This window comes from Novosphingobium aromaticivorans DSM 12444, from assembly GCF_000013325.1.
Classification (GTDB): domain Bacteria; phylum Pseudomonadota; class Alphaproteobacteria; order Sphingomonadales; family Sphingomonadaceae; genus Novosphingobium; species Novosphingobium aromaticivorans.
Map to the genome: position 1 here is coordinate 227,172 of NC_007794.1, position 24,628 is coordinate 251,799.

General features: G+C 67.4%; 26 protein-coding genes and 1 tRNA gene. 10 read left to right on the plus strand and 17 right to left on the minus strand.

Translation table 11 applies throughout. The annotated features are described in order from the left end of the window. Positions 1-23: 23 nt before the first annotated feature. The 4 genes from SARO_RS01090 (at position 24) to msrB (ending at position 4,295) form a co-directional block, all read left to right on the plus strand. On the plus strand, positions 24-1,013 hold the full coding sequence (locus tag SARO_RS01090; RefSeq protein ID WP_011443880.1) for an ABC transporter ATP-binding protein: 990 nt from the start codon (positions 24-26) through the stop codon (positions 1,011-1,013). Continuing rightward, a complete protein-coding gene (locus tag SARO_RS01095) occupies positions 1,010-2,254 on the plus strand; it encodes an ABC transporter permease (RefSeq protein ID WP_011443881.1) in 1,245 nt (414 codons plus the stop codon). Before SARO_RS01090 ends, SARO_RS01095 begins: the two co-directional genes overlap by 4 nt. 77 nt (positions 2,255-2,331) lie before the next feature. After that, positions 2,332-3,669, plus strand: coding sequence for a cytochrome P450 (locus SARO_RS01100; protein ID WP_011443882.1), 1,338 nt, complete (start codon positions 2,332-2,334; stop codon positions 3,667-3,669). 134 nt (positions 3,670-3,803) lie between these two features. Next, on the plus strand, positions 3,804-4,295 hold the full coding sequence (msrB, locus tag SARO_RS01105; RefSeq protein WP_011443883.1) for a peptide-methionine (R)-S-oxide reductase MsrB: 492 nt from the start codon (positions 3,804-3,806) through the stop codon (positions 4,293-4,295). 101 nt (positions 4,296-4,396) lie between these two features. Here msrB and rpmB read toward each other — a convergent pair whose 3' ends face one another. After that, positions 4,397-4,681 carry a 50S ribosomal protein L28 gene (gene rpmB / locus SARO_RS01110; protein ID WP_011443884.1) on the minus strand — a complete coding sequence of 95 codons (285 nt, stop codon included), beginning with the start codon at positions 4,679-4,681 and terminating at the stop codon, positions 4,397-4,399. 123 nt (positions 4,682-4,804) lie between these two features. On the opposite strand from rpmB, the gene SARO_RS01115 reads away from it, so the two are divergent. Further along, complete coding sequence (locus SARO_RS01115; protein WP_011443885.1) at positions 4,805-5,260, plus strand: nucleoside deaminase; 456 nt, start codon at positions 4,805-4,807, stop codon at positions 5,258-5,260. 10 nt (positions 5,261-5,270) lie between these two features. On the opposite strand, the gene SARO_RS01120 is transcribed toward SARO_RS01115, so the two are convergent. From SARO_RS01120 to SARO_RS01185, 14 genes are all read right to left on the minus strand, one after another. After that, entirely contained in the window at positions 5,271-5,972 is a 702-nt protein-coding gene (locus tag SARO_RS01120) for a ribonuclease T2 (protein ID WP_011443886.1), read from the minus strand. A 1-nt stretch (position 5,973) separates the two neighbouring features. Then, complete coding sequence (locus SARO_RS01125) at positions 5,974-6,396, minus strand: hypothetical protein (RefSeq protein ID WP_011443887.1); 423 nt, start codon at positions 6,394-6,396, stop codon at positions 5,974-5,976. Between the two features lie 37 nt (positions 6,397-6,433). Beyond that, positions 6,434-7,300 (minus strand): carboxylating nicotinate-nucleotide diphosphorylase, encoded by an 867-nt coding sequence (gene nadC, locus SARO_RS01130; protein ID WP_011443888.1) that lies wholly within the window; start codon positions 7,298-7,300, stop codon positions 6,434-6,436. A 115-nt stretch (positions 7,301-7,415) separates the two neighbouring features. After that, the gene (locus SARO_RS01135; protein WP_011443889.1) at positions 7,416-8,213 is read right to left on the minus strand and encodes a LytR/AlgR family response regulator transcription factor; all 798 of its coding nucleotides are present in this window, start codon (positions 8,211-8,213) and stop codon (positions 7,416-7,418) included. A 112-nt stretch (positions 8,214-8,325) separates the two neighbouring features. Continuing rightward, complete coding sequence (locus SARO_RS01140; protein ID WP_011443890.1) at positions 8,326-9,471, minus strand: sensor histidine kinase; 1,146 nt, start codon at positions 9,469-9,471, stop codon at positions 8,326-8,328. A 72-nt stretch (positions 9,472-9,543) separates the two neighbouring features. Beyond that, on the minus strand, positions 9,544-10,341 hold the full coding sequence (locus SARO_RS01145) for a DsbA family protein (protein ID WP_011443891.1): 798 nt from the start codon (positions 10,339-10,341) through the stop codon (positions 9,544-9,546). A 10-nt stretch (positions 10,342-10,351) separates the two neighbouring features. Beyond that, positions 10,352-11,737: a M48 family metalloprotease gene (locus SARO_RS01150; protein ID WP_011443892.1), complete on the minus strand. Its 1,386-nt coding sequence runs from the start codon at positions 11,735-11,737 to the stop codon at positions 10,352-10,354. A 10-nt stretch (positions 11,738-11,747) separates the two neighbouring features. Then, positions 11,748-12,722 carry an alpha/beta hydrolase gene (locus SARO_RS01155; RefSeq protein WP_083760748.1) on the minus strand — a complete coding sequence of 325 codons (975 nt, stop codon included), beginning with the start codon at positions 12,720-12,722 and terminating at the stop codon, positions 11,748-11,750. A 40-nt stretch (positions 12,723-12,762) separates the two neighbouring features. Continuing rightward, positions 12,763-14,109, minus strand: a complete 1,347-nt coding sequence (locus SARO_RS01160; RefSeq protein WP_011443894.1) for a hypothetical protein — start codon at positions 14,107-14,109, stop codon at positions 12,763-12,765. A gap of 90 nt (positions 14,110-14,199) precedes the next feature. Continuing rightward, entirely contained in the window at positions 14,200-15,102 is a 903-nt protein-coding gene (locus tag SARO_RS01165; RefSeq protein ID WP_011443895.1) for an HpcH/HpaI aldolase/citrate lyase family protein, read from the minus strand. Continuing rightward, a complete protein-coding gene (locus SARO_RS01170) occupies positions 15,099-16,358 on the minus strand; it encodes an MFS transporter (RefSeq protein ID WP_011443896.1) in 1,260 nt (419 codons plus the stop codon). The genes SARO_RS01165 and SARO_RS01170 overlap by 4 nt, the downstream gene beginning before the upstream one ends. Then, the gene (locus SARO_RS01175) at positions 16,358-16,795 is read right to left on the minus strand and encodes a DUF2141 domain-containing protein (RefSeq protein ID WP_011443897.1); all 438 of its coding nucleotides are present in this window, start codon (positions 16,793-16,795) and stop codon (positions 16,358-16,360) included. The genes SARO_RS01170 and SARO_RS01175 overlap by 1 nt, the downstream gene beginning before the upstream one ends. Beyond that, positions 16,792-17,502 carry a sterol desaturase family protein gene (locus SARO_RS01180; protein WP_011443898.1) on the minus strand — a complete coding sequence of 237 codons (711 nt, stop codon included), beginning with the start codon at positions 17,500-17,502 and terminating at the stop codon, positions 16,792-16,794. The genes SARO_RS01175 and SARO_RS01180 overlap by 4 nt, the downstream gene beginning before the upstream one ends. 196 nt (positions 17,503-17,698) lie before the next feature. Beyond that, positions 17,699-19,195, minus strand: a complete 1,497-nt coding sequence (locus tag SARO_RS01185) for a DEAD/DEAH box helicase (RefSeq protein ID WP_011443899.1) — start codon at positions 19,193-19,195, stop codon at positions 17,699-17,701. Between the two features lie 328 nt (positions 19,196-19,523). On the opposite strand from SARO_RS01185, the gene SARO_RS01190 reads away from it, so the two are divergent. Continuing rightward, complete coding sequence (locus tag SARO_RS01190) at positions 19,524-20,834, plus strand: M20/M25/M40 family metallo-hydrolase (protein ID WP_011443900.1); 1,311 nt, start codon at positions 19,524-19,526, stop codon at positions 20,832-20,834. After that, positions 20,831-21,019 (plus strand): DUF1289 domain-containing protein, encoded by a 189-nt coding sequence (locus SARO_RS20450; RefSeq protein WP_011443901.1) that lies wholly within the window; start codon positions 20,831-20,833, stop codon positions 21,017-21,019. Before SARO_RS01190 ends, SARO_RS20450 begins: the two co-directional genes overlap by 4 nt. Here the strand turns inward: SARO_RS20450 and SARO_RS01195 are convergent. Then, on the minus strand, positions 20,992-22,314 hold the full coding sequence (locus SARO_RS01195; RefSeq protein ID WP_011443902.1) for an alginate export family protein: 1,323 nt from the start codon (positions 22,312-22,314) through the stop codon (positions 20,992-20,994). The two genes, SARO_RS20450 and SARO_RS01195, sit on opposite strands and share 28 nt — an antisense overlap. Positions 22,315-22,599: 285 nt before the next feature. Here SARO_RS01195 and SARO_RS01200 point away from each other — a divergent pair, with 285 nt between their 5' ends. Together SARO_RS01200 and SARO_RS01205 are read left to right on the plus strand one after the other, a co-directional pair. Next, positions 22,600-23,175, plus strand: coding sequence for a TMEM165/GDT1 family protein (locus SARO_RS01200; protein ID WP_011443903.1), 576 nt, complete (start codon positions 22,600-22,602; stop codon positions 23,173-23,175). Between the two features lie 60 nt (positions 23,176-23,235). Beyond that, positions 23,236-23,739: an MmcB family DNA repair protein gene (locus SARO_RS01205; protein WP_011443904.1), complete on the plus strand. Its 504-nt coding sequence runs from the start codon at positions 23,236-23,238 to the stop codon at positions 23,737-23,739. 17 nt (positions 23,740-23,756) lie between these two features. Here the strand turns inward: SARO_RS01205 and SARO_RS01210 are convergent, their stop codons facing one another. Further along, positions 23,757-24,152, minus strand: a complete 396-nt coding sequence (locus tag SARO_RS01210; RefSeq protein WP_143004818.1) for a hypothetical protein — start codon at positions 24,150-24,152, stop codon at positions 23,757-23,759. Positions 24,153-24,322: 170 nt separating this feature from the next. On the opposite strand from SARO_RS01210, the gene SARO_RS01215 reads away from it, so the two are divergent. After that, positions 24,323-24,399: transfer RNA gene (locus SARO_RS01215), tRNA-Arg, on the plus strand. Positions 24,400-24,628 lie beyond the last annotated feature (229 nt).

Below are 24,628 nucleotides of genomic sequence, written 5' to 3' on the forward strand. Positions count from 1 at the left end.
GCCTATCGCTAGGCCCATGCACCATGAAGATCGAGCTAGGGGAATGGCCGGTGTCCGGCAACGCTGAAGGCCTGGCGGGCACCGAACTCGCCATCGAGGCGCGCGGACTGGTCAAGCGGTTCGACGGGTTCACCGCCGTTGACGGCGTGGACATATCGGTGCCGAAGGGTTCGATCTACGGCATCCTCGGCCCCAACGGCGCGGGCAAGACTACGACGCTGCGCATGCTGCTCGGCATCATCGACCCGGACGAGGGCTACCGCCGCGTGCTGGGCCACGAGCGGCCCACCGAGGTCGCCCGGCGCATCGGCTATCTGCCCGAGGAGCGCGGGCTCTATCCGGCGATGAAAGCCTATGAGGCCATCGGCTTCCTTGCAGCCCTGCGCGGCGTCCCGTTGAAGGAAGGCCGCCGCCGGGGCCGCGAGTTGCTTGAGGAACATGGCCTCGGCTATGCGGCCGACCGGCAGATCCGCCAGATGTCCAAGGGCATGGCTCAGCAGGTGCAACTGCTCGGCACGCTCGTCCACCAACCCGACCTCGTCGTGTTCGACGAACCTTTCTCCGGGCTCGACGCGCTCAACCAGGGCAAGCTGGAGCGCATGATCCGGGCCCTGGCCGAACGCGGCACGACCGTCATCTTCTCCACCCACGTCATCGCCCATGCCGAGCGCCTGTGCGACCAGGTGGCGATCATTGCCGGGGGCAAGGTGCCTTTCGCGGGGCCGGTCGACGTCGCACGCGACCGCCTGAGGCCGCAGGTCCGGCTGGAGACGCGTGCGCAGGACGGGCCGTGGCGTGCCGTGCTTCCCGCCGATGCACGGCACGAAGGCGCTTTCTGGTACTTCACCTTGCCCGAAATCGGGGTCGAGCCGCTGCTGCGCGCCCTGATCGAGGGGGATGCGGGCATCCTCAGCCTGTCGATCGAGCGGGCGGGACTGCACGATGCCTTCGTCGCCATTGCTGGCGAGGCGGCAGCAAGAGCGCTTGAGGAAAGCGCGGGAGAGACGCGATGATTGGCCTGTCGGAGAAACTGCGCGCGGCGCTGGTCATCGCCCGGCGCGATTTCGTGGCGGTGATCTTTTCCAAGACGTTCATCTTCTTCCTGATCGGCCCGGCCTTTCCGATCCTCGTCGGCGGCCTTGCCGGCAACATCGGCGCCAAGGTCCAGCAGAACGTCGACCGGCCCACGATCGGCCTCGCGCTCGCCGGGGACGAAGCCGACCGCATGCTTGCCGCGCGCGACGAACTCGACGGACGGCTGGCCGGGCCGATCCCCGAAATGGTCGTGCTGCGGCGTCTGGCGCCGGGCGAGGACTTCGATGCGCGCGCGGCGCTGGCCGATGGCGAACGGCAGGTGACGGCGGTGGTCGGCGGGACGCTCGAAAGCCCCACGCTTACCGCTCCCGGGGAAAGGGCGCGGCAGTGGGCGGGTCTCGTTTCGAACCTTGCCGCCCATGCACGGGCGGGCGGGGCGCTGGTCTATCCCGAAGTGCGGGTCGCGGAAGTGAACACCTCGGTCGCCAAGGTGAAGACCGGCCAGGCCTATACCGCGCAGGGCGCGCAGGTCCTGCTGTTCCTGCTGACGATGCTGCTGGCGGGCATGGTCCTTTCGAACCTCGTCGAGGAAAAGGGCAACAAGATCATCGAGGTGCTCGCCGCCGCGATCCCGATGGACGCGATGTTCATGGGCAAGCTCTTCGCGATGCTCGGCGTCAGCCTCGTCGGCATCGCGGTCTGGGGGACGGTTGGCGGCGGCATCGTTCTGGTGGGCGGCAAGGCGCTGCCTGCGATGGCGACGCCGGCGGTTGGCTGGCCCTTGTTCCTCGCGCTTGGCTTCCTCTATTTCGCGATGGCCTATCTGCTGATGGGATCATTGTTCCTCTCGATCGGCGGCATGGCGACGACCGTGCGCGAGGTGCAGACGCTGTCCATGCCGGTGTCGATGTTCCAGCTCATGGTGTTCTTCTTCGCCAGCTATGCGCTGACGATGCCGGGGACATGGGTGGAATGGCTTTCCATCGGCTTCCCGGTCAGTTCGCCCTACGCCATGCTGGCCCGGGCTGCCCAGCACGAGGAGGTCTGGCCGCACGTCGTCGCGCTTGGCTGGCAGGTGCTCTGGGTGGTGCTGATCGTTCGCGCCGGGGCGCAGCTGTTCCGCCGGACGGTGATGAAGTCCGGTCCGGCACGCAGTCGTTCCGGCGGTCGAGGCCTCCTTGCCCGCCTGCTGCGACGAGGCGAGCGCAAGCCTTATTGACATCCTTGTAGGTTGTGGCAGGCTGCCAGAGTGACGCGGACCGCGCATCAAGCGCGGCTGTGCCCGGAGGATAGCCCATGGCAACCCAGCTTGCGCCCGAAGTGCCGCAATTCACCTACCATTCCTCGCCCACCGCGACCGAAGCGTTCGCGGCCTGGCTGAAGGACAATCCGCAGGCCATTCCGGCGCATTCCCATCCCTGGGACGTCAGCCGCTCGGACATCTATGTCGAGGATCGCTGGCAACCGATCTTTGCCGAGATGCGGGCGAAGGCGCCGGTCAATCGCGTGCCGGATTCGCCTTACGGGGCCTATTGGAACGTCGCCAGCCACAAGGCGATCATGCACGTCGAATCGCTGCCCGAACTGTTCTCGTCTTCCTGGCAGTACGGCGGCATCACCATCGGCGACCCGCCGGAAGATGTCGATCCGCAGAAGCTGGCCGAACGGCAGCTTCCCATGTTCATCGCGATGGACCGGCCCGATCACACCGGCCAGCGCCGCACCGTGGCCCCGGCCTTCACCCCGGCCAAGATGGTCGAGATGGAAGCCGAGATCCGCCGTCGCACCGCAAGCGTGCTCGATTCGCTGCCGTGGGGCGAACGATTCGACTGGGTCGACAAGGTCTCGATCGAACTGACCACGGGCATGCTCGCGATCCTGTTCGGCTTCCCCTGGGCCGACCGCCGTCTCCTGACCTTCTGGTCGGACTGGGCCGGCGACGTCGAGCTGACCCTCGCGCGCGAACTTGCCGACACGCGCTTTGGCTTCCTCGGAGAGATGGCGCACTATTTCCAGCGCCTGTGGGGAGCGCGGATGCAGGCGCCTCCTTCGGGCGATCTCATCTCGATGATGATCCACTCCGAGGCGATGAACCACATGAGCCCGCAGGAGTTCATGGGCAATCTCGTGCTGCTGATCGTCGGTGGCAACGACACCACCCGCAATACCATGTCGGGCATCGTCCACGCGCTCGACAAGTTCCCCGACCAGCGCGAACTGCTGGAGCGCGATGCCTCGCTCATCCCCAACGCCGTGCAGGAATGCATCCGCTACGTCACCCCGCTCGCGCACATGCGCCGCACGGCGACTGCCGATACCGAGCTTTTCGGCAACCAGATCAAGGCGGGCGAGAAGGTCATCCTGTGGTACATCTCGGCCAACCGCGACGAGACCGTGTTCGAGAATCCGGACAAGCTGATGGTCGACCGGCCCAATGCGCGACGTCACCTGTCGTTCGGCCACGGCATCCATCGCTGCGTCGGCGCGCGCCTTGCCGAACTGCAACTGCGCATCCTGCTCGAGGAAATGCACGAGCGGCGCATGCGCGTGCGCGTGGCGGGCGAGGTGGAGCGCGTGCGCGCCAACTTCGTCCACGGCTTCCGCAAGCTGGAAGTGGAACTGGAGAAGCGCTAGATCGCAGGCTATGATCTGCGTCACGATCGGGCCGGGCAGGTTGGTCTAGGCAGGGACAAGTCCTGCCGGTTGGCCAGCCGCCGCTCTAGGTACTCGCCCTCCCCGGCCCGTCGGCAGGACACCGAGGTAGCCAGATGATGCCAGACGCCGACCGCCGCCGTTTCCTCGCCCTGCTGGGCGCGGGCGCGGTCATGCCGCTCGCCAGCGCCTGCAGCGCCAGGCCGGCGGCCAAAGGTACGTTTCCGATCATGCACAGCGATGCCGAGTGGCGTCGCCTGCTCACGCCCGAGCAATACTACATCCTGCGCGAGGCGGGCACCGAACGGCCCTTCACCTCGCCCCTGCTCAAGGAAAAGCGCAAGGGCGCGTTCGTCTGCGCGGCGGACGGAAACGCGCTGTTCGCCTCGGGCACCAAGTTCGAGAGTGGTACCGGCTGGCCCAGCTTCTGGCGTCCGCTGCCCAGGGCCGTCGGCACCAGCAGCGACCGGACGCTCGGCATGGTGCGCACCGAGGTGCATTGCAGCCAGTGCGGCGGCCATCTCGGACATGTGTTCGACGACGGTCCGCCGCCCACGGGCCTGCGCTACTGCATCAATGGCGATGCGCTGAAGTTCCGGCCCGCCTGACACGGCGCAGGCGCAGCAACGACCGAATCACCGGAAACGCCAAAGACCCCCATTCCATGCGGAAAGGGGGTCCAGGTCTTCGATCCCTTGCGGGAGAAGTCTTAGGCGGCGGAAGCCTTGACCAGCTCGCGCTTCACCTTGAGGGCGCGCGCAGAGAGCTTGGTGTCCGACTGCTTGAGCAGCCAGTTGTCGAGACCGCCGTTGTGCTCGACCGAGCGCAGACCGTGCGTCGAAACGCGGAACTTGAAGCTGCGGTCCAGCTTCTCGCTCAGCAGCGTGACGTTCTGCAGGTTGGGCAGGAACAGACGCTTGGTCTTGTTGTTGGCGTGGCTTACGTTGTGACCGACTTGGCGGCCCTTACCGGTCAGTTCGCAGATACGCGACATGGCTAAAACTCGCTTGGCTTGTTCGATAATACCTATCGGGAAGGCGCGGCTCTTATCGATTCACCACGCGAAGTCAAGGATTCGGAGTTTGAAAGCGACGTTCCGGCACCTATACCCCGCGCGATGACCCGCTGGCCCCTTCCCGAACCGATGCGATTGGCCCTGGACGAGGCCCTGCGCGCGGCGGATGAGGGCGAAGTGCCCATCGGCGCGGTCGTCGTCAAGGACGGCAAGGTCGTCGCCGCGGCCCACAACCGCCCGCGCACCCTGCGCGACCCCACCGCCCACGCAGAGATGCTGGCGATTCGCGCCGCCGCCGCGCAGCTCGGGCAGGAGCGACTGGAAGGGTGCGATCTGTGGGTCAGCCTCGAACCCTGCGCGATGTGCGCGGGCGCCATCGCCCACGCCCGCATCGCGCGGGTCTACTACGCGGCAAGCGATCCCAAGGGCGGCGCGGTGGAACACGGCAGCCGGGTCTTCGACCAGCCGACCTGCCTGCACCGCCCGGAGGTCTATTCCGGCATGGGCGAGGCCGAGGCGGCGGAAATGCTGCGCACCTTCTTCCGCGACCGGCGCTAGACCGCCGGGCTCAGAACGAACGCCAGATCTTCACCGGCACCGTGTCGGCCGGCTTCGTGCCGCCGGGGCAGCGCGCAGGCTTCATCCGGCGCGAAAGGCACACGTGGACCTCCCGCAGCCAGCCGTCGCGGCCCAGGAGCAGGCGGATCATGTCCGGCCTCAGCTGGGGATTGGCGACCGACATCGCCTCGCGCATCTTGCTCGCGTCGAGCCCCGGCGTGCGCGAGAGACGCGCCATGTCGGGGAAGCGGAGCGACTGGAACAGCGCGCGGCCCTTGTCGAAGTAGGCGGCGGGGTCGGCGCTCATGCAGGTGCCGTGCCGCGCCCATTCGTGCATCATCAGGTCGGCCGAAGGCGTGGTGCAGAAGTTGCGGCGCAGGGTCTGTGCATCGGGCAGGCGGCGCGAGGGGCAGTATTGCGGGAACTGGCCATCCCTGCCCTCCGGCCAGAGCCCGTGGAGCACGAAGCCGAAGCGGCCGTGCTTGCCCGAACACTGCGTGGCGTGGCGCGGATCGTCCTTGCGCGTGCGGCAGAACTCGGGCGACCAGCTTGCCGCAAGGGTGTAGCCGGTGATCGGCGTCAGGCGGGGCGGGGCATCGGGCGCAGGGAGACGCGGTACCGCGATCTGCGGCGGTATGCTGCACTGCCACCCTTGCGCGAGGCCCGCGCCGGGAATCGACAGGAGGAGAAGCGCCAGTGCCTGGCGGATCATGTCATTCGAAGACGTCGGGGCTGGTCGGGGCGCCCTTGTCGGCGAACCAGCGGCGCGCCTCCGGGGTGAACAGCAGCCCAACGGAGACGGTCTGGACGAGCGTCGCCAAGGCACCGAGCGCAATATAGGGCGTACCGAGTGTCCCGGTCATCGAGAACGACCCGGGCAGGCCGAGAAGCCCGAGCGCGACCAGGGCCACAAGGAACCACTTTGCGAGGTTGCTCGCCCGGCGCGCGACCAGATACCAGAACGCCAGCGAGATCGCGAGGCCGGCGAAGAAGCTGACGAAGACGAAGCCCATCGATCCGCCTAGGCTACCCATCATCGAGCTGAGCTTGCCGTAGTGGAACAACAGGTTGGCCAGCCCGATGACGAGGCTGCCGAGATAGAGTCGCTCGAACCACTGGATGGAAGCCGGACGCATCGCTTGTTCCCCTATTCGCGTGTCGGGTCGCAGACTGTCAGCCCAGCGGCGTGAAGTCGAGGCCGATGTCGGCGGCAGGGGCGCTTTGCGTCAGGCGGCCGACCGAGACGTAGTCGACGCCCGAGGCGGCGATCGCGCCGATGGTGTCGAGCCTCACGCCGCCCGAAGCCTCGCAAGGCACCCTTCCGGCGACGAGCGCGACAGCTTGGCGCAGGAGGTCGGGCCCCATGTTGTCGAGCAGCAGGCGCGTTGCCCCTGCGGCCAGCGCAGGTTCGATCTGGTCGATGTGGTCGACCTCGCAGATCACGTCCCGGACGCCCGCCGAAAGCGCGCGGCGCACGGCTTCGGCCACGCCGCCCGCGACGAGCACGTGGTTGTCCTTGATCATCGCCGCGTCCCACAGCCCCATGCGATGGTTTGTCCCACCGCCCGTGCGCACCGCGTACTTTTCCAGATGGCGCAGGCCAGGAATGGTCTTGCGCGTGTCGAGCAGGCGGGCCTGCGTCTCTCCCATGGCGTCCACGTATTGCCGGGTCAGCGTGGCGACGCCCGACAGGTGCTGCACCGTGTTCAATGCGCTGCGCTCTGCCGTCAGCATCGCGCGGGCATTGCCTTCGAGCCGCATGAGATCGGAGCCGGGTGCGACGCGGGCGCCTTCCTCGACCAGGATCTCGATCTTCATCTGCGGGTCCAGCGCGCGGAAGAATGCCGCCGCGATGGGCAGGCCGCAGACCGTGATCGCATCGCGGCTGTCCATCGTGCCGGTAAAGCGCGCGTCGGCGGGGATGACGCTTTCGCTGGTCACGTCATGCCCGCCGCCGGGAAGGCCCTGCCCGAGGTCTTCGGCCAGGGTGGCGGCGACGAAGGCTTCAAGGTCGAAGCCGGGGATGGAAAAGCTGCTCATGCCCCGCCCAATACCATCGCCGCCGTTCGTGTCGAGCGAAGTCGAGACACCGTGACGCCGCCCTGTCCCGACTTCGCTCGACACGAACGGCAACGGCGGCGCACGATGCGCAGGCTCAGTGGACGAAGCGCGCCACGACGTCGCGATAGGAGCGCGAGACCTTAACTTCCGCACCCGATTCCAGCACGAGGAAGCATTCCCCGTTGGTATGCGGGCGGACTTGCCGGACCTGGTCGAGGTTGACGATCTTCGAGCGGTGGACGCGCTGGAACACGCGAGGGTCCAGCCGGCGTTCGAGGTCCTTCATCGTCTCGCGCAGGATCAGCGAATTGTCGCCGGTGTAGATGCACATGTAGTCGCCGGCGGCCTCGATCCGCTCGATCGTGTCGACGTCGACGCGGAAGATCTGGCCCCGGTCCTTGATGTTGATGAGCTTTTCGAAGCGGCCTGCGGCAGGCTCGCCCTCGTCGTCGATCTCGGGCATCGCGTCGGGCGCGACTTCGGCCAGCACCGTCTTGAGCTTTTCGGCCTCCTCGCGGCTGCGCTTTTCCGAAAGGCGCGTGCGCGCGCGGTCGAGCGCGTCGGCAAGGCGGTCTTCCTCGACCGGCTTGAGCAGGTAGTCGACCGCGTTGGCCTCGAACGCCTTGATCGCGTGTTCGGAATAGGCGGTGACGAAGACGAACAGCGGCGGATCGATCTCCATCACGCCCTTGACCACGGAAAAGCCGTCGAACCCGGGCATCTGGATGTCGCAGAAGACGAGGTCCGGCTTCTCGGTCTTGATCTTGCGGATCGCCTCGCGCCCGTTGGAACAGGTGTCGATCACCTCGACATCGGGGAAGGCCTGGAGGCGCAGTTGCAACCCCTGGATGGCCAGTTTCTCGTCGTCGACGAGGATCGTTCGGATAGTCATGCGGTTCCCTTGGGTCTTGTCCAGACTTGGATCACGTTGTGCCCCCGTGAGGGTTCCCCCGTTGGAATGGCCCCGATGGCAGGACGGCGAAACCCGATGTCGGTTCCCGAAATCATGCAGTTGCTCCTGCCGGTATGCGGGCAGGCGTTGCGACCGGAGGGGCGGGACGCGCTTCGAACGGTAGTTCGAGCACGACCTGGAAGCCCCCTTCCGGCCGGTTGGAGATGTCGAAGCGCTGGTTTTCGCCATAAGCCTGGGCCAGACGATCGCGGATGTTGGCAAGGCCTATGCCGGTAGAGTCGGTGCTCACGCCGAAGACTGTCGAAGGGTCCGTTCCCGGTGGCAACCCCGGCCCGGTGTCGGACACGGTAACCCGCAGCATGGGGCCGACGAGTTGCGCCTCGATGGTGATTTCGGCGCCATATTCCATCGGGCTGACCGCATACTTGATCGCGTTCTCGACCAGTGGCTGGAGCAGCAGCGAAGGCATCAGCGCATTGCGCACCGCGTCGTCGATGCGGAATTCGGTCCGCAGCCGCTCCTCGAACCGCATCAGCTCGATGTCGAGGTAGAGCTTCAGCGTCTCGATTTCCTGCGCCACGGTCACCCGCGCGGTCGGCTCGTTGACCAGCGTGTAGCGCAGGAACGAGGACAGCCGCGAAAGCATGGCATTGGCCGGCTCTGTCTGCTTGAGCAGCACGAGGGTCGAGATCGAGTTCAGCGTGTTGAACAGGAAATGCGGGTTGAGCTGGTAGCGCAGCATGGCAAGCTGCGCGCTCGTCGCCTGGGCTTCCAGCCGCATGAGCTGGTCGTTCTGCTCCTCCACCTGGAGGAAGAAGTTGATCGCGTAGTAAAGCCCCGTCCACGAGATCAGCAGCGTCAGGTCAAGGTAGAAGACGCCGAGGAAGAGCTGCGCGAAGCTGGCATCGCCGCCCTGACGGTAGAGGCTGATGACCCAGGAATCGATGAAGGCGTAGAGCCCGACCGCCGCCGAGAGCACCAGTGCCGTCACGCCCCAGGTCACGATAGGGCGCCGGTTGATGACCGCGCGGTAGATCACCGACAGCAGCAGCGAGATCGAGAAGCCGGTGATCGTCGCGATTACCACGATGACCAGGAAGGACCAGGGCTGGGCATTGGCGATGGAGGACATCGCGCGCAGCAGCATTGCGCCGCCCCAGCCAAGGAACTGCAGGCGCCAGAAGGCGCGGTTCTTGTTGCCGAAGAACGGCGTCGGTCTGAACGGCAGCGCGGCCATGACCGAACCTGTACCCTCTAGCGGCGCCGGAAGCTAGCCTTGGTGCCTGCCGCCTGCCGTCCGTCTACGCTCTTATCCCTTGCGCGCGTCGTCGATTGCGGCCTGGAGGTCCGCTTCGGGCACGGCGCCGTGGATCAGCCGCCCGCCCACGACCCACGCCGGGGTGCCGTTGATGCCAAGCTGCCGCGCCATTTCGAGATTGCGCTTCAGTTCCTCTTCCACGTCGTTGCGCGCGCCGAACGCCCTGGCGGCGGCAAGATCCAGCCCTGCGGCGCCTGCGGCGGCGGCGATGCTGGCGTCCGACGGGCGCGGGCCTTCGAACATGGCCTTGTGGTATGCGGGGTACTTGCCCTGCGCGGCGGCGGCCAGCGCCATGCGTGCGGCGGGCGCACTTTCGGGCGCGATGATCGGCAGTTCGCGCACGACCACGCGCAGGTCCGGGTTCTTCGCGATCAGCGCGTCGAGCGCCTTCACGCTCTGCCGGCAATAGGTGCAGGCATAGTCGGTGAACTCGACCAGCGTGACCTTGCCCGCCGGATTGCCCAGAACCGCGCCGGGGAAGGGAGTCTCCAGAGCGCCGCGCATCGGTGCGATGCGGGCTCCGGCCTCGCGCTGCTGGAGGCGTTCCATCGCTTCGGGCAGGATTTCGGGATGGTCGAGGATGTAGCTGCGCACCAGGCCTTCTATGGCCGCGCGCTCCTTGCCGTCGATCCCGGCCCCCGCGAGCGAGGCTTCGAGCTGCGCATCCTCGCCGCTTTCACCGTCGGTGCGCCGGCTTTCGTACCACCAGCCCGCCACCGCGCCGACAAGCGCGATGAGAACGGCGATGAGGGCGAAGGCGCCAAGGCGGCGCGGTTGGGAGTCTGCCATTGGCGCAGGCCTAGCGCGACTTCTTCTGGCGTTCCAGCATTGCCCGCGCCGACATGGCGATATCCTGCGCGCGCAGCCAGTCGGGCGTGCCCTTGGGCAGCGCGGCCTCGGCGGCTTCGGCGCTGCGCACCGCATCGCCGAGTTGCATGTTCATCAACTGCTGCTCTGCGCTTGCCAGCCGTGCGCGGGGAATGTCGCCCTTGGCCTCGTAGACCACGCCGAGCTGGTACCAGGTGAAGGGGTTGTCCTTGTCGCGCGCGACCGCCGTCTTGAGCACCTTTTCGGCCTCGGCGAAGTTGTCCTTGTCCTCGGTCGCGATCAGCGCATGGCCGAAGGTCGTGGCGATCAGCGGCTCGTTGCCGGTCAGCGCCGTCGCCTCGCGCAGCGGCGGGATCGCTTCGGCCGGGCGGCCGGATTCGAGCAGGATCTGCCCTTCCAGCTCGAGGAAATAGGGGTTCTTCGGGTCCTTGGCGATCAGCGCCTTCGTCTCGTCCAGCGCCTTGTCGACGAACGCTTCCTTGTGGAAGGCATAGGCCCGGGCATAGCGCGCGGGGACGTCGGTCAGGTATTCGGGATAGGCGCGCAGGGTGTCCTGCGGCTCGGCGAGATAACCATAGAGCTTGGCCTTCACCCGCAGGAAGCGCGCCTGCAGTTCCGCGGGAGGCGGGCTGTTCCAGGCCGGGTCCTTCTCGTAGGTGTCCTGCAGCGTGGTCAGGCGGTCCGCGGTCATCGGGTGGGTGCTGTAGAATTCCGCGTCAGGGTTGCGGCGCGGGCTGTAGCCGTAGCGGAACTCCTGGTTCTGGAGCTTCTTGAAGAACTCGATCGAGCCACGCCCGGAAATCCCCGCCTTCGCCAGGAACTGCGCGCCCGCCGCGTCGGCAGAGCTTTCCTGCGCGCGACTGAAAGCCAGGAACTTGCCCAGCGCGGCCTGCTGCCCGGCCATGAAAACGCCCATCGCGGCGTCGGGCGATCCCGCCGCCGCCGCCAGTCCGCCCAGCAGGAGGCTCAGCACGGTGATGCCGGTCGCGGGCTTCAGCCCTTCGTCATAGCGGATGATGTGGCCGCCGGTGATGTGGCCCAGCTCGTGCGCGATCACGCCCTGCAATTCGTTGACGTTGTCGGCCGCGCCGATCAGGCCCGAATGGATGTAGATCGCCTGCCCGCCCGCGACGAAGGCGTTGATCGACCCGTCGTTGAGCAGGACCAGGTCCACCGCATTGGGATTGAACCCCGCCGCCTTGAAGATCGGCGCGGAAGCATCGCGGAACAATGCCTCGGTCTCGGCATCGCGCAGCACCGATTGCGCCGCGGCCGGTTCCACGCACAGCGCAAGCGCGGCAAGAGCCGCCAGCAGGCGGGCAAGGATGATGCTGGGGAATCGGGCGCTGCGCTTCACGGTGCCGGGACTATCGGGCCGCCGCCTGAACCGCAACTGAAGCGGGCGCGTCCGGCGCGCGGGCGGTCACCCGCGCCAGGAACGGCAGTACCGCGTCCAGCACCGTCCGGTCGCGCGAGAAGGGCCGCGCGAAGGCCATGATGATGCTCTCGTGCGTGACGCCGCGCAGGACGACTGGCTGGTTTGGCGCGCCCGCGTCGCTCAGCAACCGGGCGAGCCGCCGGGAATTGCGTGGCTTGACCCGCGTGTCTGAGTCCCCCGTCACCAGCAGCATCGGGGGGGCATCGGCGCGCACGAAGTTGATTGGCTGGGTCATCGACGGATCGGGCGCCTTGCCGAAGCTGTGGATCGTCGCGGGCGAATCGAACGGCAGGAAATCGAACGGTCCCGCCAGCGAGACCGTGCCGCGGATGGCGTGTTCGTCCACCCCTGCCCCCCGCAGCCACTGGCGGTCGAGCGTCAGCATGACCACGTTGTAGGCGCCCGCGGAATGACCCATCAGCGCGATCCGCGCCGGGTCCCCGCCAAGTCTTGCCGCGTTGTCGCGCACCCAGCGCAGTGCCGCCGCGCCGTCTTCCAGCATCGCGGGATAGCGGGCGTGGGGGTAGAGCCGGTAACCGGCAAGGACCACCGCATAGCCCTCGGCACAAAGGGTGCGCGCCATGAACCGGTAGTCGTGGGGATCCCCGCTTGCCCAGCTTCCACCGTGGACGAACACCACGATCGGAAGCGGCTCGCGCGCGGCGGCGGGCACGAACATTTCGAGCTTCTGCGCAGGGTCCGCGCCATAGCGGACTGCGGCGACTTGCCGGATCGCGCCGTCGCCGCCATTCAGCAGCCTGTCTGCGGTGTTGAGCACCCCGACCGCGTTGGTCTCCAGCGCGTGGCGGAAGGCGACGAAGCCAAGGCCTGCCAGCAGGACGAACGTCACGACCGTCCACCCGATCCAGCCCATCCGCAGCCTGCCCCTTGTCGCCCGTATCATGCCGCAGGGCTAGCAGGCCCCGCCGCCGCGCGAAAGCGGCCTATCCGATCAGGTGGCGGGCGGCACGCTCGAACAGGGCGGCATCGTCGGCAACCTCGCCCAGCGCGACGATTTCGCCGCTCTCCAGCCGCCGGACCATGACCAGCGCGAATTCCGCGCCTTCGGGCGGCGCGATCTCGCTGATCTTGCGCGGGGCAAGGGCGCGCAGGCTTTCGGCCAGCGCATCGGGGCCGCGTTTCGCCAGGGCCTTGCCCGCTTCCTCGCGGCGCAGGCGGCGTTCGGCGTTGACCACGCCCTTCAGTCCCCCCGGCGCTTCGGAAAGGTAGCGGCCAAGCTCGCCCTGGCCCAGCCCGACGCGTTGTGCGTGGGTCAGGGCGGTCGCGTACTCGGTCAGCCGCGTCTTGTCGTAGTCCGCGCCGAACACGAGCTTGACCACCGGGGTCATCGGCGCGCGTTCCTGCATCGTCAGGCCTGCGTCCTCGAGCAGTTCGGCAAAGTCTTCGGGACGACCCTGCGCCGCCAGTGCGAAGTCCCACGCCCGCCCGATCGCGGCATATAGCGCGCTGCGGGTACGGTCCTCGCTGGAATTTGCCACCAGCGCCAGCTCTCGAGCCGATGCCAGCCAGTCGGCCAGTGCCTCCGGCGCGGGCTCGTCGGCCTTCGCGGGCAGGGGCAGGATGTCGTCGTCGAGGCCGAAGGCCGGTTCGGGGAAGTCGCCCAGGTCCAGCGCGGCCGGACCGTCGGCCCAGGCATCGGTCGCTTCGGCCAGCGGGCGGCGCGGCTGGCTCTTGATCGGGGCCGTGTCGAGCGCCTGCCCGATTTCCAGCAGGAGTTCGTCGGTGGTCTGCTGGTCGGCCAGTTCCTTCCAGTTGATCGCGCCCATGATGTAGTCGATGGCCGTGCCGTCCGACGAGTAGGGCAGCAGGATGCCGCGATAGAGCACCGTCCGCCCGTACTGGTTCACGAACTCCGCTTCGAAGCCGATCGGCGCCTGGTTGGCGATGATCTGCATGTAGTGGTCGGTGATGCGCGAAAGCAGCGAGCGCCCCGGTATCTGGCTCAGACGATGGATCGACGTCTCGGTTCCGCATTCGTCCGCCAGCTTCTGGCCCAGCCAGACGATCGCCGGGTCCTCGATGCCGGCATCGAAGTGCAGCAGCACGATGTTGTCGGCAAAGTCCGGATTGTGGCCTTCGAGCAGCGGCGTGACGCGCGGGAAGCTTCCGGTGCCGAGCTGGCTTGCCCAGTAGTTGTAGGCGCGCACCTGCATCCGGCGCTCGTCCTGGCCTACCACCGGCGGCGGCTCGCTCGCCACATCGTCCTCGTAGCCCCCAAGGTCGAATTCGGCCCCGGTGCTGTCCCGATCAAATCCGCGCAAAGTATCCATGACGCCAGACGGTCCCCTTTTTCGGGAGACCGGTCTGGCGCAACTTTGTGAAGGAGTTCTTAAGTTGCGCCAGTGGCGCCGCCCTGCGGATCAGCGCCGGGCAATTGCCTCGGCCTTGGCGAGAAGCTGCTTTGCTTGCGCAAGGTGCAGAAATTCAACCATTTTTCCGTCCACGCGCAAGGCGCCCCGACCGGCGTTGGCGGGGTCTGCAAAGGCGGCCACGATGGCCTGCGCCTCGGCGATGGCCGCATCCGTCGGGGCGAAAACGCGGTTGCAGATCTCGAGCTGGGCGGGGTGAATCAGGGTCTTCCCGTCGAATCCCGAATCGCGCGCCTGCACGCATTCGGCCTCCAGCCGGTCCTTGTCCTCGATGGCGTTGCACACTCCGTCGAGCACGACGAGCCCGTTCGCTCTCGCCGCGAGAACGGCCATCGTCAGCACCGGGAGGAAGGCCGCGCGACCCGGAAGCTGCGCGATGCCGCTATCCTTGGCAAGGTCGTTGAGCCCGAGGACGAAGCCCGCAAGCCGCGTGGTGGCGGCCGTGGCGGCAATCCGTTCCAGCGCCAGGACGGCGCGAGGGGTCTCGATCATCACCCACAGGGCGACCTCGGTCGGAAAGCCCGCATCGTCCATCGCACGGGAAAGCGCCTCGATGTCCGCCGCGTCATCGACCTTGGGCGCGAGAACGGCCTCCACCGGCGCCGCGGCAAGCGCGCGGATGTCGTCATGGCCCCAGGGCGTGGACAGCGCGTTGATCCGCGCGATCAGGCGGCGATGGCCGAAGCCCCCCGCCTGTGTCTCGGCGACCAGCGCGGCGCGGGCATCGGCCTTGGCTTCGGGTGCGACCGCGTCCTCGAGGTCGAGCGCCACCGCATCGCAATCGAGGGTTCGGGCCTTGGCCATCGCCCGGGCATTGCTTGCGGGCATGTAGAGGACCGAGCGCAGCGGGCCGGAAGCGGCGGTGCTGGCACTGGTCGGGTGGTCTTGGGTCACGGTCTGCTCTCCGGCACAACGTCGAGGCGTCCTTCCTCGCGCGTCGGCATAGGGGCAAAAAAGTGCAAGGCAAGCGACGCGGCAAGCCAGAGGGCGGCCGCGTGCAGCGCGGTCGGCAGCCCCGCCACGTCCGCGACCGTGCCCCAGGCCCATGCGCCCAGCGCCATGCCGCCGAAGGTCACCGCCTGATAGATCGAAAGACAGCGGCCGAGAATGTCCTCGGGACTGCGAAGCTGCATCGCGACGTTGAGGCTGGTCATCGCGCTGGCCCAGCCCATGCCGCCCATGAACGCGGCGACCACCGCCATCGGCATGTTCGTCGCCGATGCCATCAGCACTTGCGCGCTCGCGAAGATCAGCGTGGCGGCGGTCACCACCGTCTCGCTGCCCAGACGGCGGCGCAGTCTGGAAATCCACAGCGCCGTCACGATCGAGCCGATGCCGAATCCGCCGAGCATCAGGCCATAGTCCAGTTCGCTGCCCTTCAGCATGTCGCGCGCGACGCTGGGCATGAGGGCCTGGAGACCGGCTGCGCCAAGGCCCATGGCGAGGCCGCGCAGCAGCACCTTGCGAATGGGCGATGACGACGCGCAGAAGCGGATGCCGCGCCCGATCGCTCCCAGCATCGGCTCGCGCATCGGCGGCAGCGATTCGGGCCGCCACATGGCGAGGACCGCGATCATGCCGATGTAGCTGACCGCATTCAGCGCGAAGGCGAGGCTCGTATCCCACAGCGATATCAGGATGCCGCCAAGCGCCGGCCCCACACTGCGGGCAAGATTGAAGGAGATGGCGTTGAGCGAGATCGCCTGCGGGAGATCGGCATGGGCAACCTGCAACCGGACGGACGCCTGCCATGCGGGACCATTCAGCGCGGTTCCCATCCCGACCATCAGCGTCAGCGCCAGCAGCGACCAGGGCCCGATGTTGTCGGTATAGGACAGCACGGCCAGCACGGCGGACACGACAAGCATTCCGCTCTGCGCCGCGAGCATGACCCGGCGCCGGTCGTAGTTGTCGGCAATGGCGCCCGCGAACATGCCGAGCAGCAGGATCGGTATCGTCGCCGAGGCCTGAACCAGCGCGACCAGCAAGTGCGACGTGGTCAGCTCGGTCATCAGCCACGCGGCGCCCACCGACTGGATCATCGAGCCGATGTTGGAGAACAGGTTGGCCGTCCAGATCGCCCGGAACGCCGGGTAGCGGAACGGCGCGAGCGCGCCGCCGGAGGGGTTCTGGGAGGGTATCGCAGGCACTAGAGGTAGCGGACCTTCATCGTCATGCGCAGCGGCTTGCCGCCGGTCACGTCGAACGCCGCCGCCTCGAACTTGGGTGCGGACATGCGGACCGGGGCATCGCGCGAGAAGCCGAAGCCTTCCTTGGGCAGGAACAGGGTCTTGTCCATTTTCTTGTTCCCGTTCTCGTCATGCAGCAGAACGATGGCATATCGGCCGGGCAACACGTCGCGCAGCACCAGCGTTCCCGCTTCGCCCGCCCGCAGCGAAGCGACATGGCGTTGCGGGTCCTTGTCGCAGCCTTCCGGGAACAATCGGGGGGACGAGGTCATGCACAGGTAGACCATGCCCTTGCTATTGCGCAGGCCGGTCACGTCGACGGAAATTGTGGTGGTCGTGGTGGTGGCCGGCGCGTTGCCGAGGAGAGCGAGCGGCAGGAGTGCGAGAGCGCGCTTCATGGGGCGGACAATCCCTTGTCGGTGCCGCACAACCGGTCCCAGAACCGGAAGTAGAGGCCATAGTTGCAGCGGTATTGCTCGTGATGGCGGTGGTGGTGGCTTGCGGTTATCAGCCAGTTCCCTGCCCGGGAATGAACGAGCGCGCGTGGAAACATTTCCCAGCCCATGTGGTTGGTCACGCCCATCACCGTCATCACCAGCAGCACCAGCCCCAGAACCGCGACGTGGATCGGGATCGCGAAGACCAGCGCGGGGATCAGCAGCGAGACCACGGCGGCCTCGACCGGGTGGAAGTTCATTGCGGCCCACGCCGTCGGCGGGCGACTGGCGTGGTGGATGGCATGGATGCGGCGGAACACGGCCGGCCGGTGCATCCAGCGGTGGGTCCAGTAGAACCAGGTATCGTGGATGAAGAGGTAGAGCAGGAGCGAGACCGGCATCCACCAGAGCGGCAAGGCATGCGGATCGGTGTAGATCCGCGTCCACCCCCGCTCCTGCCAGCCCCAGGCGACCACGCCCGCCGGCACGCCATAGATCGCCGCGGTGGCAAGGCTCCACCCGATCTCCGAGCGGATCTGCCGGTCGAGCCCGGCATAGTGGCCGGGCCTCACCCTGGCCGTCAGCCAGGCGAAAAGACCGCTGGTCGCAAGATAGCGGACGGCGACGATCACCGTCATGGCCCAGGCCGAGACCAGCACGCCGTTCATGCCCAACGGCTCCTGCCTGAACAGGTTGACGCGGTTGACACAGTCCAGAGCGACACGAACATGGCCCCGCGTTCACCGGCACCGGGCGCGGTTTGGCGGGGGTGGGGGCGACGGGTCATCGCCTCCCTATGCCAAGTATCGGCACTGTAGGACAGCCCCGCCCGCAAGGGCAGGGCCGTGCCTGGTCCGGCCGCGCTCAGCTTGCGCGGCGGACCTTGTTGCGGTGCGCGCCGACGCCGGGGGCGCCGCGCGGACGGAAGCGGCGCGGCTTGTTGCCGTCACGCTCGCCCTCGATACGCTCGGGGCGGTCGGTGCGGTCGGTGTGGAGCGGGTTGCGCACCGGACCGCGATCGCCTTCGCGGCGGTCCTGGCGCGGGCTGGCGTCGCGCGGGCGGCCGTCGCGACCCTGGGCACGGCCACCGTGGGCCTGGCCGCGACCCTGTCCGCCGCGACCGCCGTTGCCGCGCGCGTCACGCGCATCGCGGCGGGCGTCCTGCTCCTGCTCGGCCGGCTTGCGGCTCGGCGCGGGGAGCTTGGCCGCTTCGGCGGTGAAGTTCTCGGGCAGGGGGAGGGCGTCGACCTTGACCCTGGTCAGGCGCTCGATGTCCTTGAGATAGGGCTTCTCATCCGGCGCACAGAAGCTGATGGCGATGCCATCGGCGCCGGCGCGCGCGGTGCGACCGATGCGGTGGACGTACTGTTCGGGCACGTTGGGCAGTTCGAAGTTGAACACGTGGCTCACGCCCGAGACGTCGATGCCGCGCGCCGCGATGTCGGTCGCGACGAGGACCGGGCACGATCCCTGGCGGAAGGCCTCGAGCGCGGCGGTACGCTGCGCCTGGCTCTTGTTGCCGTGGATCGCGCGGGCATCGATGCCGGCCGACGAGAGGTGGCGCACGACGCGGTCCGCGCCGTGCTTGGTGCGGGTGAACACCAGCGCGCGGTCGAGTTCCTTGGTCTTGAGCAGATCGCGGATGCGCAGGGTCAGCAGCGCCTGCTTCTCGGCCTGGTTGATGAAGGTGACGTACTGTTCGACGCGTTCTGCGGTGGTCGAGTTCGGGGCGACCTCGACGCGCACGGGATTGACGATGAACTGCTTGCCGAGGTCCTCGATGGCCTTGGGCATGGTCGCCGAGAAGAACAGGCTCTGGCGGGTCTTGGGCAGCAGGTTCGCCACGCGCTTGAGCGCATGGATGAAGCCGAGGTCCATCATCTGGTCGGCTTCGTCGAGCACGAAGATCTCGGTGCGGCCAAGCGTCAGCGCCCGGTTGTCGATCAGGTCAAGCAGGCGGCCGGGGGTGGCGACGAGAATGTCGACGCCGGGCACCAGGCGACGGGCCTGCTTGCCGATGGGCACGCCGCCGAACACGCAATCGACGATCAGGTTCAGGTTCCGGGCATAGCCCTTCATGTTGTCCGCGATCTGGGCGGCCAGCTCACGCGTGGGCGAGAGGACGAGCATGCGGCACGAGGCCGGCTTGCGTGGCTGCGGGTTCGCGGCAAGGCGATGGAGCGACGGCAGCGCGAACGCGGCGGTCTTGCCGGTGCCGGTCTGCGCGATGCCAAGAAGGTCGCGGCCTTCGAGCAGGGCGGGAATGGCCTGGCGCTGGATCGGCGTCGGGTCGTTGTAGCCCTTCGTTTCGAGGGCGCGCAGGATGGGTTCGGCAAGGCCGAGGTCGGAAAAATACGACATGAATCAAATGCTTTCGTGAGCACATCGGCATAAGCCGACGCACGTTGGGTTCGCTGTGCGCACGCGCCGAAAGGGCACGAGCGGGGTCGATCGTGCGACCCATGCGTGAAAGGGGAAGCGGGCGGGGCAATGACCGTTCGTCCGGAGCGGATTTCTGCCGTTTCAGCGAAATCTCACGCCAGCATCCGGACTGCAGCGAATGGTTCCGCCGCCGGTCTTGCTGCGGCGCACATAGGAGCGCCTCCGCAACAAGGCAAGGAAATTCGGGCAAAAGGCGGTTGCATCACCGCATGCGCGCCGCCAACGTGCCCGCAAAAGGAGTGGGTCGATGCGTTTGCCGATGGGTCTGGTTGCCGTTCTCGCGCTCGTCGGAACCGCCGCACATGCAGCGCCCAAGGGTGCCGAGGCACGCATGATTGCCACCGTCGATGCCGAGCAGGCGCGCACGTTGAGGTTCCTCGAAGTGATGGTCAACCAGAACTCGGGCAGCCGCAACCTCGAAGGCGTGCGAAGGTTGCGCGACATTGTCGTGCCCGAATTCACCGCGCTGGGCTTCACGTCCCGCTGGATCCCGATGGAACGGACCGGCCGGGCCGGGCACCTCGTCCTCACCCACAAGGGCCGCCAAGGCGCGAAGAAGCTTCTGCTGATCGGCCACCTCGATACCGTGTTCGAACCTGACTCCCCCTTCCAGACCTATGTCCTGAACGGCGAAAAGGCGACCGGCCCTGGCGTCGGCGATGACAAGGGTGGCATCGCCGTGATCCTCGCTGCGGTCCGCGCCATGAACGCTGCAGGAACGCTGAAGGGCGCCAGCATCGAAGTCTTCCTTACCGGCGACGAAGAGGAGGCAGGCTCTCCCACCGAAGTCGCCCGCGCCGATCTCGTTGCCGCCGCCAGGGCCGCCGACGTCGCGCTGGATTTCGAAGGCCTCTCCAGAGAGAACGGCCGCGACATGGGCTCGATCGCCCGCCGATCCTCGCAAAGCTGGTCTTTGACGGTCGAGGCGAAGTCCGGCCACTCCAGCGGCGTCTGGGGCGCAAACGCGGGCGATGGCGCGATCTATGCCGCCGCGAAGATCGTGAATGCCTTCCGCACCGAACTGCCCGAACCCTGGCTTACCCTCAACGTCGGCCTGATCGCGGGCGGGGCGGAGGCAGAGGTCGCCGAGGACAACGCCCACGTCTCGGCACAGGGCAAGACCAATATCATACCGGGCGAGGTCATCGCCCGCGGAGACCTGCGCACCCTCAGTCCCGAACAGAACCGCGCCGCCATGCGCAAGATGGAGGAGATCGTCGGCAGGCCCTACCCCGGCGTCACCTCAGCCCGCATCGCATTTAGCGAAGGCTACCCGCCCATGGCCCCGACCGAAGGCAACAAGGCGTTGCTGGCCCGCCTGAATCAGGTCAACGCCACGCTTGGCTTGCCCGAAATGCAGCCGCTCGATCCGATGAAGCGCGGGGCCGGGGACATCAGCTTCGTCGCGGAATACATCGACGGCCTCGTCGGCCTCGGCCCGCACTCCACCGGCGATCACGCGCCGGGCGAAACGGTCGACGTCCCCAGCATCTGGACCCAGGCCAAGCGCGCCGCCCTGCTGATGACCCGGCTCTCGGCGGAGAAGTCCGCGCGGTGAGCGAAACGCACCCGCCCAGTCCCTGCACCGGCGTCTGCGAGATCGACCGGGTCACCGCCACCTGTCGCGGCTGTCACCGCACGCTCGACGAAATCACCGCATGGTTCACCGCCTCGCCTGCCCGGAAGCACGCCATCCTGCGCGCGCTCGCGGTCCGTCAGAGCGTCAGCGTCACGTCTACGTAACCGTAGGTCGTGTTCCCTGTCGCGGGCGCGTTCGGCGCATCGGTCAGCAACCGGCGCTTGAGCAGCACCGCTGCGCCGCCATCCACCTGCAGCAGCCCCGGCACGATCCAGTGCCGCACGCGTCCCTCGATCTGGTGCCCCCCAAGGCTTCCCGATGCCCCGCTGGCATCGCGCACGCCGGTGCCGCCAAAGCTGTCGCGCCTGTTCTCGGCCCAGGCGCTGCGCCATGCAAGGAATGCGTCGGTGCGCTTCGAGGGCGCGACCTCGATCCGCAGCGAGGGCGAGACCATGTTGGAGCGCGCGAAGGGGCCGTAGAGGCCGTTCGGCCCGAATTCGAAGCGCCGCGCGCCGAACAGGGGGTCGAAGCGTCCGAAACGGCCCGCCTTCGCGCCGTCGCCGCTGGCCGCGTCGAACAGGGCGGCAAGGCGCGGCTTCCAGGGCGCGGAAAAGGTGCGGCCGAGTTCGGCGTGGACCATCCATGCCGAAACATCGAGGTCGGCAAGGTCGCTTGCCGATGTCGTGCGGCGCACGCTGCCCGTTTGCAGCGCCGCCTCGACATCGTGGTCCCACTTTCCCGGGGCGGGCTGGCGGAACAGGCGTCCGCCCAGCGTCCAGAGCTGGCGGTTGCGGGTCAGGCGGTCGGGGCTGTCGCGCTCGACCAGCCGGAAGGCATAGGGCTGGAATGTTCCGCCGAGCACGCCGGGGAGCGTGCCCTGTCCGCCGAAGAACATCAGGTCGGTGCTTTCCCGGTCCCATCTCACGCGGTCCGCGCGGATGCCTTGCGCATCGTCGGGGAGGCGGACGTGGGGCATTGTCCAGAACAGGTCGAGCTTGCCGCCGCGCGGGTCGGCCAGTGCCAGGTGCGCGCCGGTGAAGGCATTGGTGGAATTGCGGTAGCGCTGGCGGGCGACGAGCCTGCGCCCTGCAAGATCGAGCGTGAAGCGTCCCGCGGTGAGCAGGCTGCGCTTGCCCAGTTCGACCTTCACGTTGGCCTGCACCAGTTCCAGCGCGTTCACTTCGCCGGTCCCGGCCGACGAGGCCTTGTCCTGCCCCCACGCGCGCGCATCCCACAGCTCGGCGCCGAAGCGGACCGGGCCGGCGTCGTATTGTGCGTCGACGGCGGTGCGGAGCGAGACCATCGTGTCGTTGGCAGAAGCGCCGGGGCGGAACTGGCCATCGATGGATTCGACCCGCAGTCGCACCGCCGCGCCGATCGACAGCGGCCCGCCATCCGCGAACGCCGGAACAGGCGCCAGCGCCAGCATCGCGGCGGTGGATATGGCGATCTTGTGCAACTGAACCTCCCTGGCGCCCCCCTCGACGGGAAGCGTCGGCTGCGTTCGCTAGCTTGCACTTGCGGCGAAGGCCAGAGCCGACTATCGGGCGCTCACGTCACTTGGGGAGTAGCCACCGCGCTTGCGCGGACCGGTGCGTCAACATGCTCGGCCGAGAGGCCGTGGCGCAGGCGGCAGGATTTGCATCCTTCCGGGCGAGACCAATGACGACGCGCTTTCCGTCCGGGCCGGGCGGAGGGGCACGTCGTCGTTGGCACGAATGCTCCGCCCGGCCCCGGAAAGACCATGCTCGAAGCCTTCACCACCTCCACCGCGATCGTCGCGCTGGCCGAAATCGGCGACAAGACGCAACTCCTCGCCATCGTGCTTGCCACCCGCTTCAAGCGGCCGATGCCGATCGTCCTCGGCATTCTTGCCGCGACGCTGGCCAATCACTTCCTCGCCGCGCTGCTCGGGGCGACGGCAGCGGCGTTCCTCGACGGGACCTGGTTCCGCTTTGCCGTTGCGGTCGGTTTCGTTGCGATGGGCTTGTGGACACTGGTCCCCGACAAGCTGGACGAGGACGAAGAGCCCAGGCCTTCGCGGTTCGGCCCGTTCCTGACGACGCTGGTGGCCTTCTTCCTTGTCGAGATGGGCGACAAGACCCAGATCGCCACGATCGCGCTTGGCGCGCGGTTCAACGATGCGATTGCGGTTACTGCCGGAACCACGCTCGGCATGATGATCGCCAACGTGCCGGCGGTGTTCCTCGGGCAGGAACTGATCAAGCGGGTGCCGCTCGACGTGGTGCGCATGGTCGCCGCGGCGCTGCTGGTGGCGACGGGCGTGTGGCTGTTCATCCAGACGCTCGGCATCTGGTAAGGCCGGGCCGCAGGGTCGGGCGGGGTTTACCTGTTCAGCGTTTGTTCCTAATCTGATCGCATGTCCGAATCGGTATCTGCCTCTGCGGAAGTCACTGTCGAAGCTGCGGTCGAGCGCGAGGCGCGCGGCGTGGCGCGCGGCATCTGTCGCCTCTTCGCGCGCAACGACATCTGGTGCCTGCCCGAAATGCCGCTGCGTTCGGGCAGGCGCGCCGACCTCATGGGCATCGATGCCAAGGGGCAGGTCGTGATCGTCGAGATCAAGGTGAGCCGCGCCGATCTTCTCGGCGACGGCAAGTGGACCGATTACCTGGATCATTGCGACCGCTTCTACTGGGGCCTCGCGCCTCATCTCGACCGCGCCGTGCTGGAGACCGAGGATTTCCTGCCCCATGCCTGCGGCGTGATCGTGGCGGATGGTTATGATGCCGAAATCGTCCGTCCCGCGCCCACGGTGCCGCTCGCTGCTGCGCGGCGAAAGGCAGAAGTGGAACGGCTTGCCCGCGCTTCGCTGCGCCGTCAGCTGGTCGGGCTCGATCCGCATTGCGCCGCCTGGGGCGGCTGAGACAATCGGAGGTCTGGTCAGGTCCGGCGCTTGATGCCTGGCGGCGGCACCAGTGCCAGCAGCGCGGCGCGGGCGGCAACGAATTCGTGCCAGAGGGCGAGCGCAGCGGGCGCGGGGGAGAGGCCCCGCGCTGATACGGCCACCAGCGCGACAAGGCCGGGCTCCATGAAAGCGGCGAGGTCATCGACGCCCTGACAGGCCAGGTCGAGCCGCCATCCGCCGGTATCGCGCATCATGGCGGGAAAGTTGCGTATTTCCGACTTGCGGATTTCGGCCTGGAGGCCAGCCAGCGAGCAGACGACTGCTGCAGCTTCGTGAAGAGCGGCCCATTTCATCGACATCCCGCTGCCTGCCGCGTGGTCGAACTGCGCATGACCCGCCGCAGGCAGGTGGTCGGTGCCGCCTTGGGACATGGCACGCGAATCGGAGCCTGGCGAATGCGGCTGCTGCATGAGTCGCGGAAATAGCGCGTGCAGGGCTACCAAATCGCTAAACCGGAGCGGGCATGCGCGGGGAGGGTCGATGGCTGCACAAAACTGCTGGCAACCGTCCTTCGGCGCTGCTAGGTGCCCCGAACGGCCATGCACCCGTAGCTCAGCTGGATAGAGCGTTGCCCTCCGAAGGCAAAGGCCACAGGTTCGAATCCTGTCGGGTGCGCCACTTCCCTTCGCATCGATTGCTTCCCGGCTGGAACGGCCTTCCGGCTTGCGCGCGGATCGCGTGAGTCTGGCGACCCGAGGAACACGACAGCTTGCGGTGGATGCGTAAACCTGTGGGTTTACCGGATGCGCTGACTTCCCCGAAACCGTTAATTCAAGACGTTTTTTCCAGACGTCCCGTACTGGAGCAGATCGGAGGCGTCCGAAATTGCGCCAGTTCTGCCGCAGTA